The 14722-nt window shown below is 46.0% G+C and carries 17 protein-coding genes; 13 read left to right on the top strand and 4 right to left on the bottom strand.

The window, feature by feature from the left end:
- Positions 1 to 83 precede the first annotated feature (83 nt).
- The 11 genes from CYJ37_RS03290 (at position 84) to CYJ37_RS03245 (ending at position 8193) form a co-directional block, all read left to right on the top strand.
- A complete protein-coding gene (locus CYJ37_RS03290; protein ID WP_009793625.1) occupies positions 84 to 1463 on the top strand; it encodes an amino acid permease in 1380 nt (459 codons plus the stop codon).
- 74 nt (positions 1464 to 1537) lie between these two features.
- Positions 1538 to 1975 (top strand): GNAT family N-acetyltransferase, encoded by a 438-nt coding sequence (locus CYJ37_RS03285; RefSeq protein WP_009793626.1) that lies wholly within the window; start codon positions 1538 to 1540, stop codon positions 1973 to 1975.
- 352 nt (positions 1976 to 2327) lie between these two features.
- Positions 2328 to 3143: a lipid II flippase Amj family protein gene (locus CYJ37_RS03280; protein ID WP_009793629.1), complete on the top strand. Its 816-nt coding sequence runs from the start codon at positions 2328 to 2330 to the stop codon at positions 3141 to 3143.
- 42 nt (positions 3144 to 3185) lie between these two features.
- Entirely contained in the window at positions 3186 to 3659 is a 474-nt protein-coding gene (locus CYJ37_RS03275; RefSeq protein WP_101547826.1) for an NUDIX hydrolase, read from the top strand.
- Between the two features lie 99 nt (positions 3660 to 3758).
- The gene (locus tag CYJ37_RS03270; RefSeq protein ID WP_257964183.1) at positions 3759 to 5333 is read left to right on the top strand and encodes a DEAD/DEAH box helicase; all 1575 of its coding nucleotides are present in this window, start codon (positions 3759 to 3761) and stop codon (positions 5331 to 5333) included.
- 288 nt (positions 5334 to 5621) lie between these two features.
- Positions 5622 to 6146 (top strand): sigma-70 family RNA polymerase sigma factor, encoded by a 525-nt coding sequence (locus CYJ37_RS03265; RefSeq protein ID WP_022543903.1) that lies wholly within the window; start codon positions 5622 to 5624, stop codon positions 6144 to 6146.
- Positions 6139 to 6459, top strand: a complete 321-nt coding sequence (locus CYJ37_RS03260) for a hypothetical protein (protein ID WP_101547824.1) — start codon at positions 6139 to 6141, stop codon at positions 6457 to 6459. Before CYJ37_RS03265 ends, CYJ37_RS03260 begins: the two co-directional genes overlap by 8 nt.
- A gap of 36 nt (positions 6460 to 6495) precedes the next feature.
- The gene (locus CYJ37_RS03255) at positions 6496 to 6756 is read left to right on the top strand and encodes a hypothetical protein (protein ID WP_009793634.1); all 261 of its coding nucleotides are present in this window, start codon (positions 6496 to 6498) and stop codon (positions 6754 to 6756) included.
- 39 nt (positions 6757 to 6795) lie between these two features.
- Positions 6796 to 6963 (top strand): hypothetical protein, encoded by a 168-nt coding sequence (locus tag CYJ37_RS27010; RefSeq protein ID WP_009793635.1) that lies wholly within the window; start codon positions 6796 to 6798, stop codon positions 6961 to 6963.
- A 66-nt stretch (positions 6964 to 7029) separates the two neighbouring features.
- Entirely contained in the window at positions 7030 to 7590 is a 561-nt protein-coding gene (locus tag CYJ37_RS03250; RefSeq protein WP_101547823.1) for a nucleotidyltransferase domain-containing protein, read from the top strand.
- Positions 7591 to 7650: 60 nt separating this feature from the next.
- Complete coding sequence (locus CYJ37_RS03245) at positions 7651 to 8193, top strand: isochorismatase family protein (RefSeq protein ID WP_094769522.1); 543 nt, start codon at positions 7651 to 7653, stop codon at positions 8191 to 8193.
- 39 nt (positions 8194 to 8232) lie between these two features.
- Here CYJ37_RS03245 and CYJ37_RS03240 read toward each other — a convergent pair whose 3' ends face one another.
- Positions 8233 to 9441 carry a cytochrome P450 family protein gene (locus CYJ37_RS03240; RefSeq protein ID WP_009793638.1) on the bottom strand — a complete coding sequence of 403 codons (1209 nt, stop codon included), beginning with the start codon at positions 9439 to 9441 and terminating at the stop codon, positions 8233 to 8235.
- A 132-nt stretch (positions 9442 to 9573) separates the two neighbouring features.
- Positions 9574 to 10497, bottom strand: a complete 924-nt coding sequence (locus tag CYJ37_RS03235) for a MerR family transcriptional regulator (RefSeq protein WP_022543902.1) — start codon at positions 10495 to 10497, stop codon at positions 9574 to 9576.
- A 361-nt stretch (positions 10498 to 10858) separates the two neighbouring features.
- Here CYJ37_RS03235 and CYJ37_RS03230 point away from each other — a divergent pair, with 361 nt between their 5' ends.
- A complete protein-coding gene (locus CYJ37_RS03230) occupies positions 10859 to 11605 on the top strand; it encodes a C39 family peptidase (RefSeq protein ID WP_022543901.1) in 747 nt (248 codons plus the stop codon).
- Positions 11606 to 12319: 714 nt separating this feature from the next.
- Here the strand turns inward: CYJ37_RS03230 and CYJ37_RS03225 are convergent.
- Positions 12320 to 13408: an AbrB family transcriptional regulator gene (locus tag CYJ37_RS03225; protein WP_009793641.1), complete on the bottom strand. Its 1089-nt coding sequence runs from the start codon at positions 13406 to 13408 to the stop codon at positions 12320 to 12322.
- A gap of 470 nt (positions 13409 to 13878) precedes the next feature.
- Between CYJ37_RS03225 and CYJ37_RS03220 the strand changes: the two genes are divergently transcribed.
- Positions 13879 to 14583, top strand: a complete 705-nt coding sequence (locus tag CYJ37_RS03220; RefSeq protein WP_009793643.1) for a response regulator transcription factor — start codon at positions 13879 to 13881, stop codon at positions 14581 to 14583.
- Here the strand turns inward: CYJ37_RS03220 and CYJ37_RS03215 are convergent.
- Complete coding sequence (locus CYJ37_RS03215; RefSeq protein ID WP_094769519.1) at positions 14570 to 14713, bottom strand: anti-repressor SinI family protein; 144 nt, start codon at positions 14711 to 14713, stop codon at positions 14570 to 14572. The genes CYJ37_RS03220 and CYJ37_RS03215 overlap by 14 nt on opposite strands.
- Positions 14714 to 14722 lie beyond the last annotated feature (9 nt).

Genomic DNA, 14722 nt, shown 5'->3' with positions numbered 1-14722 from the left:
CCGAAGATTAGAAACGATAATCTTGTATAGTGTTTGTCGGATAAATGACAATAATTCATTTTTCTCTAAGAGGGAGGCAGAAAATGAGCAGTGCTAGTTGTGATCCAAGCAGTTCAGGAAAAGGAAGCAAGGGAGGGAAGGAAGGAAATCTGAAATGGTGGCAGCTGTCCTTGACAGGGGTTGGCTGTACAATCGGGACAGGCTATTTCCTGGCCTCAGCCATCGGCATTAAGATTACTGGCCCTTCCATCGTCTTTTCGTTCATACTGGCTGCACTTGGAACTTATATTGTTTTTAACCTGCTTGCAAAGATGACTGCAAAAGACCCGCAGGAAGGTTCATTCTGCTATTACGCAAAAAAGGCTTATGGAAAATGGGCCGGCTTCAGCTGCGGATGGAATTATTGGACATCCAATATCCTGATCATGGGCAGCCAGCTGACAGCCTTGTCCATATTGTCGCGTTTCTGGTTCCCGCATGTGCCTTTATGGGTATTTGCAGCCGGCTATGCCATTTTGTCCATCCTTGTTGTACTGACTGGTACAAAAGGCTTTGATAAGATAGAGGATATCCTGGCAGTCGTAAAAACGGCAGCCATCATCATGTTCATCATTCTGGCGGCAGCCGCCATGTTCGGCTGGCTGCACAGCGATGCGGACCGCCCTGGGATCCCGGACTCTGCAGGTGCTTTTTTTGAAGACGGCTTTAAAGGCTTCTGGTCTTCCCTTATTTATGCTTTCTATGCCTATGGGGGGATTGAAGTCATCGGGCTGATGGCCATGCAGCTGAAAAAGAAGGAAGATGCACCAAAGGCGGGGAGTGTGATGCTGATCCTCCTGGCATCTATTTATGTGATCTCTCTGGGGCTTGCTGTCGCGATGGTGCCGATTGATGCTTTCCATGAGAAAGAAAGCCCGTTCATTACGGCTTTGTCGAAAAATCATCTGCCATTCTTTCCGCATGTTTTTAACGGGGCAATCATCATTGCCGGGTTTTCAACCATGACTGCTTCACTCTTCGGAGTGACCAATCTTCTTGTGACACTGGCTAAGGATGGGGATGCACCGGCTTTCTTCGGAAAAAAAATCAAGAAAATGAAGGATCTGCCCCTGCCATCCCTGGGGCTGGCTTCTGTCGGGCTGCTGTTATCCATTATCACCGCCCTGCTTTTGCCGGGTAAGATTTATGAGTATATTACAACAGCGGCAGGGATACTGCTTCTATATAACTGGTTTTTTATCGTCATTTCTTCATTTAAGCTTCTCAAAGCGAAGATTTGGAGTAAATTGATGGGTTCGGCGGCACTGCTGCTGATCCTGGCAGCCGTCAGCGGCACTCTGCTTGAAAAGAATATCCGTCCCGGATTTTTCGTTAGCCTGGGCATCATTGCTTTAATCGCCATTGCGGTGATAATAATGAAGAAAAAGGTCTGGGATTCAAATCCAACTGAAAATACCGGCTGAAACAGGATTGTCGGCACCATGGGCATTTGTCCGGCATATATTATGCTGAAAGCAAATGAACGGGGTGCTGCCTTTTGTTTATACGAAAAGCAAATCGGGCTGAAACAGAACAGCTGCTATATACAACCGTGCATGTGATGGAGGAAAGCTCAATGGGGCATCTTCAGAATGATCCCCAAAAGGGATTGGGTGCATTTATTCCGGCGCTGCAGAGTGGGGCATTCTTTTATGTGGCAATCCATGATTACAATATCCTTGGCTGGCTGATGGCAGGAAGGGATACGAATCCTGTAAATGGAAACAATGCGGCATTTTTGTATTCTCTTTATGTGTTCCCGCCCTACAGAAAGCTTGGGGTTGGAAGGATGCTGATGTCCCACGCGGTAGAAGTGTTCAGGCGGGAGGGATATGAAAAGGTACAGCTGAATGTTTTTCAGGGAAATCCCGCCAAGAGGATGTACGAGAAAATTGGCTTTCATGATATATCAACAGTGATGGAAATGAAGTTTTAGGCTATGTTAAAGTCTATTGTTGATAAGATGATTCAATGGATCCTTGAGCAGCAAGCTTTAAAAATAAGCGGGAGTTTCTCCGCTTATTTTTGTGCCTGTCACCGATCCCCTCATTCAGGTCCGGGAAGGTCCGGTCCTTTTATGGGGTGGCGCGGATTTTTTTTTACATAGATTTTTCGATCGGGTCCGTCAGTTTAGCAAGCAATTCCTGCAAAATGGAACTTCCGCTAATCATGAAGTCCTATTTTTTATCAGTATTATAAACATGGAACTTTATAAAGCTAACTTTTAAAGATAATATTTCCCATCATCTTCCTTTTGGTTTAAAATAAAATAAAAAGGAGGGTGGAGCATGGCGGCTTTCATTACAGGAAAACTCCTTATCATAGCCCTGCTTCTGCTGGTCATCACGGCTGTAGAAACACTGGCTTATTCGGCAAGGCTGTCAGGGGCAAGGGTCGGCCTTATTGCCACTGCTTTGTCCCTTTTCAGCTCGATTGTCCTTATATCCAGGTTTTCCACTCTTTTTCAGCAGCCGATGACAGCAAAATTGGCCGATTTAGCTCCTGAAGGGGACAAGCTTGGCTTTCTGGAGGACCAATACCGATTCCTTTTATTCGTCTCATCTGCCGGGGTCGTGCTCGGCATAATGCTGTTCCCAACCTTCATCGGCATTTTTTCGAGGACCATTGTCCAGCTGTCGGAAGAAAAAGGATCATATATCAAAGTGCTGAAAAAAGGGTTTACAATAGCAAGCCTCAAAAAAACAGCTGCCTGCTTCCGTTTTCCGAGGCTCTCTTATCTGGACGGCATCACTTATCAGACGGTGCCTAAACGCTTGTTTGCCGTTAATGTCCTGATTTCCGGGATTTATACAGTGGGCATCCTTGCGGCACTGTATGCTTCGGCGCTGGCTCCTGAATACCAGGGGGCAGCCATGATGTCATCAGGCATCATCAATGGCTTCGCCACCATTATGCTGACCCTTTTTGTTGATCCGAAAGCGTCTATACTCGCCGATAGGGTCGCCAATAAAAAGGCCGGCTATGTCTATTTGAAGAGCTATTCACTGACCATGGTGACAAGTAAATTCGCCGGGACGCTGTTTGCACAGGCATTATTCTTGCCCGCTGCTTATTATGTTGCCTGGTTTTCTAAATGGATTTAGCAGGATGTTCATAGCTTGCCAAACTAATATAGGGGGAAAATCATGGGGTATATAATGGATTTAAGAAAGATGGTAGGGACACGGCCGCTTATTGCTGCGGGAAGCAGTGTCCTGCTATTGGATGGAATGGACAGGCTGCTGCTGCAGCTGCGAAAGGATAACGGCTGCTGGGGCCTTCCAGGCGGATCGCTTGAGCCGGGAGAATCACTAGAAAGCACAGCACTCAGGGAGCTGAAGGAAGAGACAGGCTTTCATGCAGAAGATCTTTCATTTTTCAAAGTATATTCCGGCGAGGAATTATATTATAAGTATCCTCATGGCGACGAAGTTTATAATGTCATTGCTGCTTATATTTGCACGAAATACCACGGAACGGCTGAACCAGATCCTGAGGAAGCAGTGAAGGTCGAGTTTTTCCCGTTGGAGCAGCTGCCTGAAAATATCAGTCCTCCGGATAAGATTGTCATCAATGACCTATTGAAAACTAAGCGTGCTATGCATTCTTCTGTCCTATAGAGGCCTCCCGGGTCTCTTTTTTCTTTTACGGTCCGATAAAGGTTGCTATTTGATGAAGCTATCGCAGATAATAGGAGTATTGTCCAAAAGAAAGCAGGGATTAGATTGAATTTTAAACATCTTGGGATTTCAGATCCTCTTATACATAAACTGGCCGCCCAGGGAATCAATGAACCGACAGCTGTCCAGGAAAAAGCGATTCCAATCGTATTGGAAGGCAGGGATATCATCGCCCAGGCACAGACAGGCACAGGAAAAACGCTGGCGTTCATTCTTCCCATCCTGGAAAAAATTGATCCTTCAAATGGAAGCACGCAGGCATTGATTGTCACGCCGACAAGAGAGCTCGCCCTGCAAATCACATCCGAAGTGAAAAAGCTGATCGAAGACATGCCTGACTTGAATGTGCTGGCCGTGTACGGGGGCCAGGATGTCGAGAAACAGCTGCACAAGCTGCAAAGACAGACACAGATTGTAGTGGCCACGCCTGGCCGCCTTCTTGATCATCTCAGGAGGGGGACTGTCCAGCTTGATGAGGTCTCGTTCCTTGTTCTTGATGAAGCAGACCAGATGCTGCATATCGGTTTTCTGAATGAGATGGAACTGATTATCAGCCAGACACCTGCTTCAAGGCAGACGATGCTGTTTTCAGCCACCATGCCTGACGATATCAGGAAATTGTCCAAAAAGCATCTGAAGGAGCCGGAGAGCATACGCATTGAAAAAACATTTGTTCCCGAAAAAGCTATCGAGCAGCTGGCTATTTTTACGACAGACCGAGCCAAGCAGAATGCCCTTATCAGCAGAATCAGGGAAGACAGGCCATTCATGGCGATTATATTCTGCCGGACGATCCGCAGGGCCACAAAATTATACGATGCCTTGAAGTCCCAGCGGTTCTCATGCGAAGAACTTCATGGGGATCTTACCCAGGCGAAACGTGAAAAAGTCATGAAGAAGTTTCGTAATGCTGAAATCCAGTTTCTGATTGCAACCGATGTAGCGGCCAGGGGCCTTGATGTGGAGGGCGTGACACATGTATACAATTATGACATCCCCCAGGACAGCGAAAGCTATGTCCACCGCATCGGCCGCACCGGGCGGGCAGGCAAAGACGGGCTTGCTGTCACTTTCTACGCAGAAAAAGATGAGGCTGCTTTAAAAGCGATCGAGCAGGAACTAAAAATAAGACTGCCTAAAGAAGAAAGCACTGCGACTGCCAATGCAACAGCTGATGGGGAGAAAAGCAGCAGTGGAGATAAACCTAAAAAACGTTCTGACAGGGACCGCAGGGCTGGCGGCGCTGAATCACGGAGAAGGACTGGGGGCCGGACGGAAGGGCGGGGTAGCCGGGAAGTCCGCAGCACCCGTTCAGGGGAGAGGCGCACCCGTTCGAGTGAAGGACGCAGAGCCGATGGCGAAATCCGCAGCTATACACATGACGAGCGGAGAGAGAATGGCCGCCGATCAGGGGACAGGCGCTCTCTTAGTGATGGCCGGAGATCGTCAGGTGGGCGATCTGCTGAAAGAAACCCAAGGCCTGATGGCATACGCTCAAGCGGGGAGCGGAGCCGTGACAGCCAGCGCTCCAGAAGTTCAGATGGAACAGGCGGTCGCAGAGACCGGGGTCCAGCTTCAAATGGAAGCCGGGGACCTGGCCGCGGCAGGAGGTAATGAGAGAAGGCCGAAATTTGGCCTTCTTTTTTTTTTGAACATTTTTTTGCACCATTCTCACCTTTCATTTAATATATTGCTCAAAATACTTCCAAAGGATATCTTTTCTCCTAAACGGCTGAAGCTCAGGCATGCCTAGGCCTGGGACTGATTAGAAATCGGGAATACCATTTGCCCAAAAAGCTCCTTTTTTCTCCAATTTCCATAAGTAATTAAGCCCAATTTAGATAAAAAATGGAACCTTTGCATTCGAAAAAATGTCTAATGTGCAAAGGGAGGAAGATAAATGTGTTTTCAGAAAAAGACATTATTCTTGCCAAAAAAGGAAATGAGGAATCTTTCGTCAGACTGATCGAATCTTGCGAACTATCGCTTTACCGGGTGGCGCGAGGCCTGCTGTCCAATGATAATGATTGTGCAGATGCCATTCAGGAAACGATCCTGAAGAGCTTCCGCAGCATCCGCAAACTGAAGCAGCCCAAATATTTTAAAACCTGGATCACGCGCATCCTCATCAATGAGTGCCATAACATCCTGAGAAAAAAACAAACAGTCGTGCCTGTGGAGGATATTGAATATTATCTATCAGACCGGTTTCTCGGCGATCCGGCCCAAAGCATTAGCGAAGCAATCGGTGAGCTGGATGAAAAACACCGTGCACCAGTCATCCTTTACTATTATGAGGATTTCTCCGTCAAGGAAATTGCAGAGCTGCTGGAAATCAGCACAGGAACAGTAAAATCAAGGCTGAACCGGGCAAGGGCCAAATTGTCTGTCTATCTTTCTGAGGAGAGGGGGATCGGCAATGCATGAGAAATGCAAGGATGAACAGCTGAAAAGAATTCTGCAAAATGAGCCGTCATATCTGCCGCACTCTATCAAGCAACAAATACACTTCACTTTATACCGCCTTCCCAAACAAAACAGGACCCTATCCATTGTGATGCATTATCTAATGTACGGAGCAATTTTTGTCCTGGCCGCACTTATATTTCTATTCTTTTTCCTTTGGAACGCTGAAAAAACTAAACAAACAGCCTATGAAGAGAGCTATAACAGAATTTTGGATGCAGAAACCTATTTCTTTTGCCAAAAAGGAGGGAATGACATGCACCAGCCCGAATAAAGAGTCAAAAGTGCCTTAAAAAAGGGAGTGCTGTAAATGAAAGCTGTCCTGCTAATCTTCTTGACTATTTTAGGCTTAGCATTGTCCTGTAAAGGCATAGAGCTTATGCACCTAGGGACAGATGTTGATGGTGACGGGATCGGCATACAATTCCTGGGCTTTGAAATGGCTGACAGCCTTTCCGAACAAAACATTCCAAAAGCTGCCGCAGCCTTTCTTGCAGCTGGAGTCCTGCTGGTGCTGTATGGCATTATTTCAGCATTATGTTTAAAAAGACCGTCTGAGCGGAAAAAATGACAACAAAGAGTTACTGAACAACGAAAGGCAGGTAATTCTATGACAAAGGAAGGTCTGATGGATCTCAGCCTGATCATTTTTTTCAGTGCCCTGGCTATATGTTTGATTTTTCAAGGTTCCTGGCTTGCCGGCACTGCGTTTTTCTTCATGCTGGTTTCCAGCATAACCACTTTGGGAAGCTTCTTTCTCAAAGAAAAAAGCCGCTAGTCCAGAAATCTGCCGGATGCCATCCATCCGGTTTTTTTCTTTGAAAGAAAGAGGAGGAATGGGCCAATGTTCCCGGAGTGTAAAAAAGCAGCTGGATGGATGGACGGATTTGAGAGGCCTTGGTTTGTTGCGGGCGGCTGGGCGATTGATCTTTTTATAGGGAAACAGACCAGGCCGCATGCAGATCTGGAAATCGGCATATTCCGGGAAGACCAGAAAGCTTTGAGGGACCAACTCGCAGATTGGGAGTTTCGCAAGGCTGTCAATGGGTCTCTCATCATCTGGAATGGAGAATACCTCAATCTTCCGGTACATGAAATTCACGCAGTAGATAGAGTACATAATCAACAGACGGAAATTCTCCTGAGCGAGCGTGAAGAAGGAAGGTGGATCTTCCGCCGCAACTTTGGGATTTCCTGCCCGGCTGCCGAAGCCATACTGTTCACAGAAGATGATATCCCCTATCTAAACCCGCAAGTTGTCCTTCTCTTCAAGCTGAAAGCCCGTCCCAAAGATCAAGCAGATTTTCATAGTGCGAGGGATTTTCTCAGCAAAGAACAAAGGTATTGGCTGAAGCAAGGCATCCGGCAAATGGACATTCATCACCCCTGGATTTCTTATTTATAGAAGGAGATTACGAATCTAATGAAGAATTGGTAGAGGATTGCCAATTAGGGGGGAGAAAAAATGGAAGCATTGCTGGTGATAGATGTGCAGAATGGTATTGTTACGACAGGGGATTTTTCAGATGAACTGCAAAAAATGGAAAAAGTTATAATGGATTTTAAAGACAGGGGCAGACCGGTCATATTTCTTAAACATCTGGATGGAGTTGAAGAAAGCCCGCTGTATGAAAAAGGTGAAGGAGCTGAAATCATCGGGGAATTTGCCGATTATCCAGATTATGTGATTGACAAAAGGACCCCGAGTGCCTTTTTTGAGACGAATCTGGCAGAGCTGCTGCAGAAAATGGATGTCGAAAAGCTGGTGATCACCGGATTCAATACAGAATTCTGCTGTCTCTTTACAAGCATCAGCGCTTATGACAGGGGATATAAAGTAACTTTCATTGAAGATGCCACAGGCACTGTAAATAAAGATGAGACATATGAAATGCCCGGCCTTGATATCAAGGATTTTATCGGGACGGTCCTTCATTGGTCTGACGTTATCGAGGTGCTGGATTTTGAGGAATATGAAGAGATTTATTTGAAAGTGACAGAATCTTAAAGTGAAACAGCACCCTGACAGGGGTGCTGCTTTTAATTTTTATCTGACCCTCAAAGGAAGCTCTTTAACGCCTCTGACAATCATGCCAGGGCGCCACTCTAGCTCATCCGGTGAAGCATTCAGACCGATTTCCGGGAACCTTTCCAGCAGGGCTAGGATGGCTATCTCGCCTTCTAAACGAGCCAGTGGTGCACCGAGGCACAGGTGGATGCCCTTGCCAAAAGCAAGATGGGGGCTCTTCTCCCGCGTAATATCCAGTACGTCCGGATCCGCAAATTTCTCATCATCGCGATTGGCAGAATTCAGTGCAGCAATGACCAGCTCGCCTTTTCTGATCGTCTGCCCCTGGAATTCGACATCCTCTATTGCCCAGCGGGACGTGCTGTATTCTACAGGCCCATTGTAGCGCAGAAGTTCTTCTACGGCATTATGGATGAGTTCCGGTTTCTCCCTCAGAAGCTTTAGCTGATCTGGATTTTCAAGCAGGGACAGGATCCCGTTTCCGATCAGGTTGACGGTGGTTTCATGGCCCGCAATAATCAGCAGGGAGACGACGCCATACAATTCTTTTTCTGTCAGCTTATCCCCGCCTTCTTCAGCATTGATAAGCTGGCTGATCAAGTCATCACGCGGATTATCGCGCAAAAATGCAAACCATTCGCCCAGGTACTTGACAAATTCATTCATATGCTGCTGGATTTCATTCCAATTCTCGCCATTTGACCCTTCAATCAAAGAGTTGGACCAGATCCTGAACTTGTCCTGGTCTTCTGTTGGGACACCAAGGATTTCCGAAATGACGATGATCGGAAGGGGGAAAGCATAATCATCGATCAGGGTGATTTCTTCCTTGTTTTCCATCCTGTCCAGAAGCTGGTCTGCTATTTCCTTGATCCTGCCGCGCATGTTTTCAATCATCCTCGGAGTGAATGCTTTCTGGACCAGACCGCGAAGCCGTTTGTGGTCAGGAGGATCAGAGAAGAGCATATTCTCTGTAAAGATGCTCTCATGATCCATCTGGCCGCCGTAAAGTTTGGAAAAGTCCTTAATGAAGCGCTTGTCCTTCAATGCTGCAACTGCGTCTTCATATTTCGTAATGACCCAGCCTGTCTGTCCATCAGGCATGACGGTTTTATAGACTGGCTGTTCTTCTCTGAGCTTACGGTAGCCGGGATAAGGGTTTTGGATAAACTCTTTTGAAAAAATCCTGTATGCTTCCGGGTTGTCTTGATGGTTTCCATTAAACACGCTAATCGCTCCTTTGCTAGTACTAATGCATAAAATAAGCGTAGCATAAAGAGGATGTTAAAATATAACAATAACTGTCAGGCTGCAGAAATTTCGTGCCAATGTCTCAGATGATCAATCAGGAATATAGGCTTATTTCCAGAATTTCCAGCCTTTTTTTGCCTTTTCCTCTGCAGCAGCTGCCTGGCGGAAGCCGACGACAAAATCCTGGAAGATATCTTCTCGCTGTTTGATATCCACCCGATATTGCTCTCTCTCTTCATTCATGGCATGAAGATAGGCATCACGGTCCTTATTCAGTGTATCAATGAGGCTGGTAATCTCGTGATTCGTTATTTCCGCAGATTTTGAAATATAGTGGATCATCGTTTTGAATTCTTCAGAAGCCGCTTCCGAGGAATCCGACACACGTGCCGTCAATTGGCGGATCTGCTCAGAAGTGCCTTCCGAAGCCCTCGCAACCTCTTCTGAAAAAGCTCCGAATGTTTCGGAGGTATCTTCTGAAACCTGTTCGATTTTGTGAGACAGGCTTTTAAGCTGGGATTTCGTGCCTTCAGCTGTTTTATAAATAGAATCGGATATTGTTTTGACTGTGTGCACCGATCCCCTGGAAATCTCTTTTTTTACTTCTTCAAGCACTTCCTTTCGGATGCCATTCCTGATTTCAGCACGGATATCAGCAAGAAAGCTTTCTTTGTAGCTATCAAGGGCTTCCATAAAGAGTTCCATATCATTTACAGGATTCGCCTCAAGGCTTCTTGTAACGGCTGGAGGAGATGCCGGCAATGGGGCGGCATCTTCTTCGCCGCGCCCGTCCAGGTGGATCTGCATAAGATGGCGGATCATTTCCTTGCTGAGATTTTTCTCGCGCATCTCTTTAATTTTTCCCAATAGCTCAATTTCTGTATCAGTAAAAAAGCGCACCCCCTGCTTGGACCGGGGAATTACAAGAAGGCCATTCAAATCTTTTTCCCATTGCCGGAGTGTACCGGAAGGAACTCCTATTTTCTTTGATACCTCTTTAATCGTGTAAGCTTTCATAAATTGAGTTTCCATAAAAAACATCCTTTCAATTATATTGAATATAAAACATGATTTTACCTAACGTATTAGAGCCGCTTTTTATCATTGCCTGTTATATTCCGCAGTGCTGTCTTTTTTCCTGCCGTCTGACAAAAGCTCACAAAACTAGACGGAATCTATCATAGAAAGAGAAATTGCACGAAACTGGCAGAAAAAAGGGGAGGATGGCAGTATCAGCTGAGGCGCCCATATCTATACTTAACTGGAAAAGAAGGGAGGGATTGTGTCGAAAGGGTTAAGTTAACTTTAAAATTGAGGCAAATTTCTTGAAAGTCCCCTCTCCAGACTTAATAATAAAACTACTAGAATGTATGCAGCTAAGGAGAATTTGCAGATGAACAAAGCTTGGGGAATCGCTATTGCCGCCACAGTGGGTCTTTCTATTACTCTGGGAGGCTACCATTGGATGGATGCAGAAAACGAGCAGCCGGGAAAGGCCCTGGCAGCAGAATTACATAGTAAAGCAAAGAATGCGCCGATAACGAAGAATGAAATTATAAAGGAGGAAGTGATGCTGGATGTCCCATTGTTCAACCAAATGGCCGCCCCCCGGCTTTATAACGGCTGTGAGGTGACAAGCCTAGCCATGCTTATGAATTATAAAGGATATAAGGTTACGAAAAATGAATTGGCGGACAATATAGATACCGTCCCGCTCCGCTATAGTAACGGCAGCTATGGCAGCCCAAACACAGGGTTTGTGGGTGACATGGCCAACGGGCCTGGACTTGGCGTCTACAGCGGACCCATTCTCAAGCTGGCTCAGTCTTATGCCGGCGATAAGGCGGAAAACCTGACAGGCCGGGACTTTGAAGAAATCCTTAAAAAGGTAAGTGAGGGCTCGCCCGTATGGATTATAACAACGGCCAGTTTAACGCCGGCTGCTTCCTTTGAAAAATGGGACACGCCCGAGGGAGCGGTAGAGGTGACATTCAACATGCACAGTGTCGTGATCACTGGCTATGATGAGGATCATATCTATGTTAATGATCCTTATGGAACGAAAGACAGAAAGGCTGAAAAAGAAGCTTTCGCCGAAGCATGGAAGATGATGGGCAGCCACGCTGTAACTATAAATTAAAGCAACATAATACTAAAGAGTGCCTGATCAGAGCGTTCTTGTAGAAATACTGTAAATGGCATATGTGTCAGCATACATTTCAGTGCATAAAACATATGGTTGTTTGATAAGACAGCACAACTAAAATGGCAAAGAAACAAGCACCCCAAATAGCACATTGGCAATGAAGATTGTATCGTGCCATTTAGGGTGTTATTTAACTTTCTTGAGAGTTTGATCTGCTCATACAATTACGATCGATCATAACAGATACAACAGCTGGGAAACTACAAAGTGAGTAACAAGTGACAGGCAATAAGGGGAGATTTTACTGTTAATTGCAGGTCAGAAGTCGTTTTTGGGTAAAATAAGAGGGTTTTTTCCCTCTATGCAAATAAAAGCAATCTGTTTTTCGCGTTTTCGATTACATAAAAGGAATTTCTCCCTCTATATCAGGTGTTTTCAGTACAATTAGCGAAATAAGAGGAGTTTTTCCCTCTATAACACTCTATTGCAGAAAACCTGACTTCATTGTTTAAAAATCAAAAAGTTTAACGCAAATCACAGTTCTACCATTCAGCGATTGAGAGCGTTTACTGAATAAAGTCAAAAAAATAAAAAGCCTGGGGACATTCCAGGCTTTTTTGGTGTGTTAATTACCCTGCTATTTACATTACGAAAACGCATGTTTATTGGGCTGTGATTTTTACATTATCTGAACTGCTATGGTCATAGTCAGGCCCTCTTTGCCGTTCTCTTGCGTGTCCGAAGGCGGAAATACCAGCGCAGTGCAGGGGGGACGGCGAAAAAGATAAAAAAGATCCGGAAAAGCTGATAGCCGGTGACTGTGGCCAGATCTGCATGAACCTCGTGTGCCAGGATTCCCATTTGGTCCATTCCTCCTGGAGCAAGGCTGAGAAAGCTGGTGGCAGATGAAAGATCGTACTCGAATGCCAGCAGGATACTTAATAAAAGGGATAAACCGATAAGCAGAGCGCCGCTTAAAAGGGCAAGTGAGATGGTTTTAGTTTTGTGATGGAGCTTTTCCGGCCTCATAAGGAGGCCGATATGGCCGCCGATGAAAAACTGGGACAGATCCAGCAGGGAAGGAGGAAGCGCAGGTCCTCTCGTAAAATATATCCCCATCAAAGCGGTTGCGACAATGGGGCCGAGCAGATAAGGTGTCGGCAGCCTTAACTTTTTCCCCAGATAAGCACCTGCCAGTGAAGCGAAGATAAAGGGTATGACAGCCGGAAACAAGGCACTCCATTGCGGTATTTCTTCCTGAAGGATAGCAGCAGGCCCCGCTTCTCCTGATAAAAGCGGACCTAATACTAAAAAAGGGACAAAGAAGACGATCATCAGCAGCCTTGCAACCTGCAGAAACGTAACTGTCGTCAAGTCAATCCCTTCTGATTCTTCTGCAAAAACAAGCATTTGCGAAAGCCCGCCAGGAATGCTTCCTGTAAGGACCGTCGGAAAATCAATTCCGGATATGCGGGAAACGATGACGGCAAGGAGGACCGAGAATGCAATGGTAAGCAGGGTCATGGCAAGCATGCTAGGCAGTTTTCCTGACATCTGGCTGACTGCATCCTTTGTGAATGTCAGACCGATGCTGTATCCGACCATGAGGATTCCTGCGTCCCTCAGCTTTCTTGGCCATTCCAGCTTGAAGGGGATGAACCGGCTGGCAGCAAGAATGGCCGTCAGACTGCCCAGCAGCCAGGGAATCGGCAGGTGAAGGAGAGTAAAAATTATACCGCCGGCAAGAGCGATGAAAAAAGCAGCCAGGAACCCCTTATTATTTGAAATGATTTGCATGTTGCAACCTTCTTTGTTTGTTTAGTTTTCCTAAATATATCTTACCATTTTTTTGCTGATACCCCAAGAAGTGCGGTTTCCTGCTGCAATCTTCAATAGAAAAAGCGCAAGCCATATGGCCTGCGCTTTCTGCTGCATAAGCAGCTAAGTTTCCCCTAGAGGGGCACGGAAGGTTCAGCTTTGGGGCCGAATCGGTTCTAAGTCCACCGATTAAGCACCAGGGTTCCTTGTGAACGGAAAACAAAAGAACCTTCCATTAAGATGCCAAAACCAGAAGTCGCTGCTAATCGATTCATCGTTTATCAGTCCCTTCGATAGATTGGCTTTCCTTCCTTTTTTACCCCGGGACCAGCTCATCAAACATATAAATCCTGCTGTCAGAAGATTTATACAATAAAACCTCTAATGAGTGCTATAATATATCAGTAGTGTTAATTTTTTCCTTGTGCTTAAAAAGGGGGAAGCGTGCTATGACTGGTGAATTAATTCTGCTGGTTGATGATGATCCTGACATTCAGAATATTCAAAAGGCTTATTTATCTAAGGAAGGCTTTAGGCTTGCCTTTGCAGCAACAGGTGCAGAGGCGGTGCAACTGGCAGGAAGCCTGGAGCCGGACTTGATCATCCTGGATGTGGCGCTGCCGGACATGGATGGATTTGAGGTTTGCCGCATCATCAGAACAAAGACAAAGGTTCCGATCCTTTTCCTTAGTGGAAGGGAAGATGATATAGATCAGATAATAGGTCACAGGATAGGCGGCGATGACTATATAACGAAACCGTTCAGCCCGCCAGTGCTCGTTGCAAAGGTAAAGAGCCATATTAGAAGATATAAAGAGCTGTCAGGAAGCCCAAAGGCTGCTAGTAATGGACGGGCATTAATATTTGGAGAGCTGGCTATTGACAGGGACTGCTGTGAAGTGACGAGGGAGGGAAAGCCCATCTCTCTGGCTGCAAAGGAATTTCAGCTGCTCTGCTGCCTCGCTGAAAATGCCGGCCGTGTCTTCAGTGCAGAGCATTTATTCGATTCCATTTGGGGAAAAGACAGCTTTGGGGATATCAGGACTGTTATGGTCCATATCAGCAATCTCCGCAAGAAAATCGAACAGGACCCGGCCCGGCCGGAATATATTATCACAGTCAGGGGCATGGGCTATAAATTCAATGGAGGTTGAGGTTTTTGGCGGATTTGAAGAATTCCCTGACTTCCTCAGCCGTCATGCCAAGCTTTCTTGCTTTTGCCATCAAACATATCCATTCATACAAATCCTGTTCATAAGAGAGCGTTTTCTCTTCCTTCTTCATACTTTACCT

This window comes from Bacillus sp. UMB0728, from assembly GCF_002858875.1.
Lineage (GTDB): Bacteria > Bacillota > Bacilli > Bacillales > Cytobacillaceae > Bacillus_AB > Bacillus_AB infantis.
Note: the sequence above shows the minus strand (reverse complement) of the source record. Positions and strands in the feature narration are given on the sequence as shown.

Coding starts and splice junctions, on each gene's coding strand:
- CYJ37_RS03215 (WP_094769519.1), bottom strand. CDS start 14,713: ATGAAGAAGGAAGAGAAAACGCTCTCTTATGAACAGGATTTGTATGAA.
- CYJ37_RS03230 (WP_022543901.1), top strand. CDS start 10,859: ATGAACAAAGCTTGGGGAATCGCTATTGCCGCCACAGTGGGTCTTTCT.
- CYJ37_RS03275 (WP_101547826.1), top strand. CDS start 3,186: ATGGGGTATATAATGGATTTAAGAAAGATGGTAGGGACACGGCCGCTT.
- CYJ37_RS03235 (WP_022543902.1), bottom strand. CDS start 10,497: ATGGAAACTCAATTTATGAAAGCTTACACGATTAAAGAGGTATCAAAG.
- CYJ37_RS27010 (WP_009793635.1), top strand. CDS start 6,796: ATGACAAAGGAAGGTCTGATGGATCTCAGCCTGATCATTTTTTTCAGT.
- CYJ37_RS03260 (WP_101547824.1), top strand. CDS start 6,139: ATGCATGAGAAATGCAAGGATGAACAGCTGAAAAGAATTCTGCAAAAT.
- CYJ37_RS03290 (WP_009793625.1), top strand. CDS start 84: ATGAGCAGTGCTAGTTGTGATCCAAGCAGTTCAGGAAAAGGAAGCAAG.
- CYJ37_RS03245 (WP_094769522.1), top strand. CDS start 7,651: ATGGAAGCATTGCTGGTGATAGATGTGCAGAATGGTATTGTTACGACA.
- CYJ37_RS03280 (WP_009793629.1), top strand. CDS start 2,328: ATGGCGGCTTTCATTACAGGAAAACTCCTTATCATAGCCCTGCTTCTG.
- CYJ37_RS03250 (WP_101547823.1), top strand. CDS start 7,030: ATGTTCCCGGAGTGTAAAAAAGCAGCTGGATGGATGGACGGATTTGAG.
- CYJ37_RS03255 (WP_009793634.1), top strand. CDS start 6,496: ATGAAAGCTGTCCTGCTAATCTTCTTGACTATTTTAGGCTTAGCATTG.
- CYJ37_RS03220 (WP_009793643.1), top strand. CDS start 13,879: ATGACTGGTGAATTAATTCTGCTGGTTGATGATGATCCTGACATTCAG.
- CYJ37_RS03225 (WP_009793641.1), bottom strand. CDS start 13,408: ATGCAAATCATTTCAAATAATAAGGGGTTCCTGGCTGCTTTTTTCATC.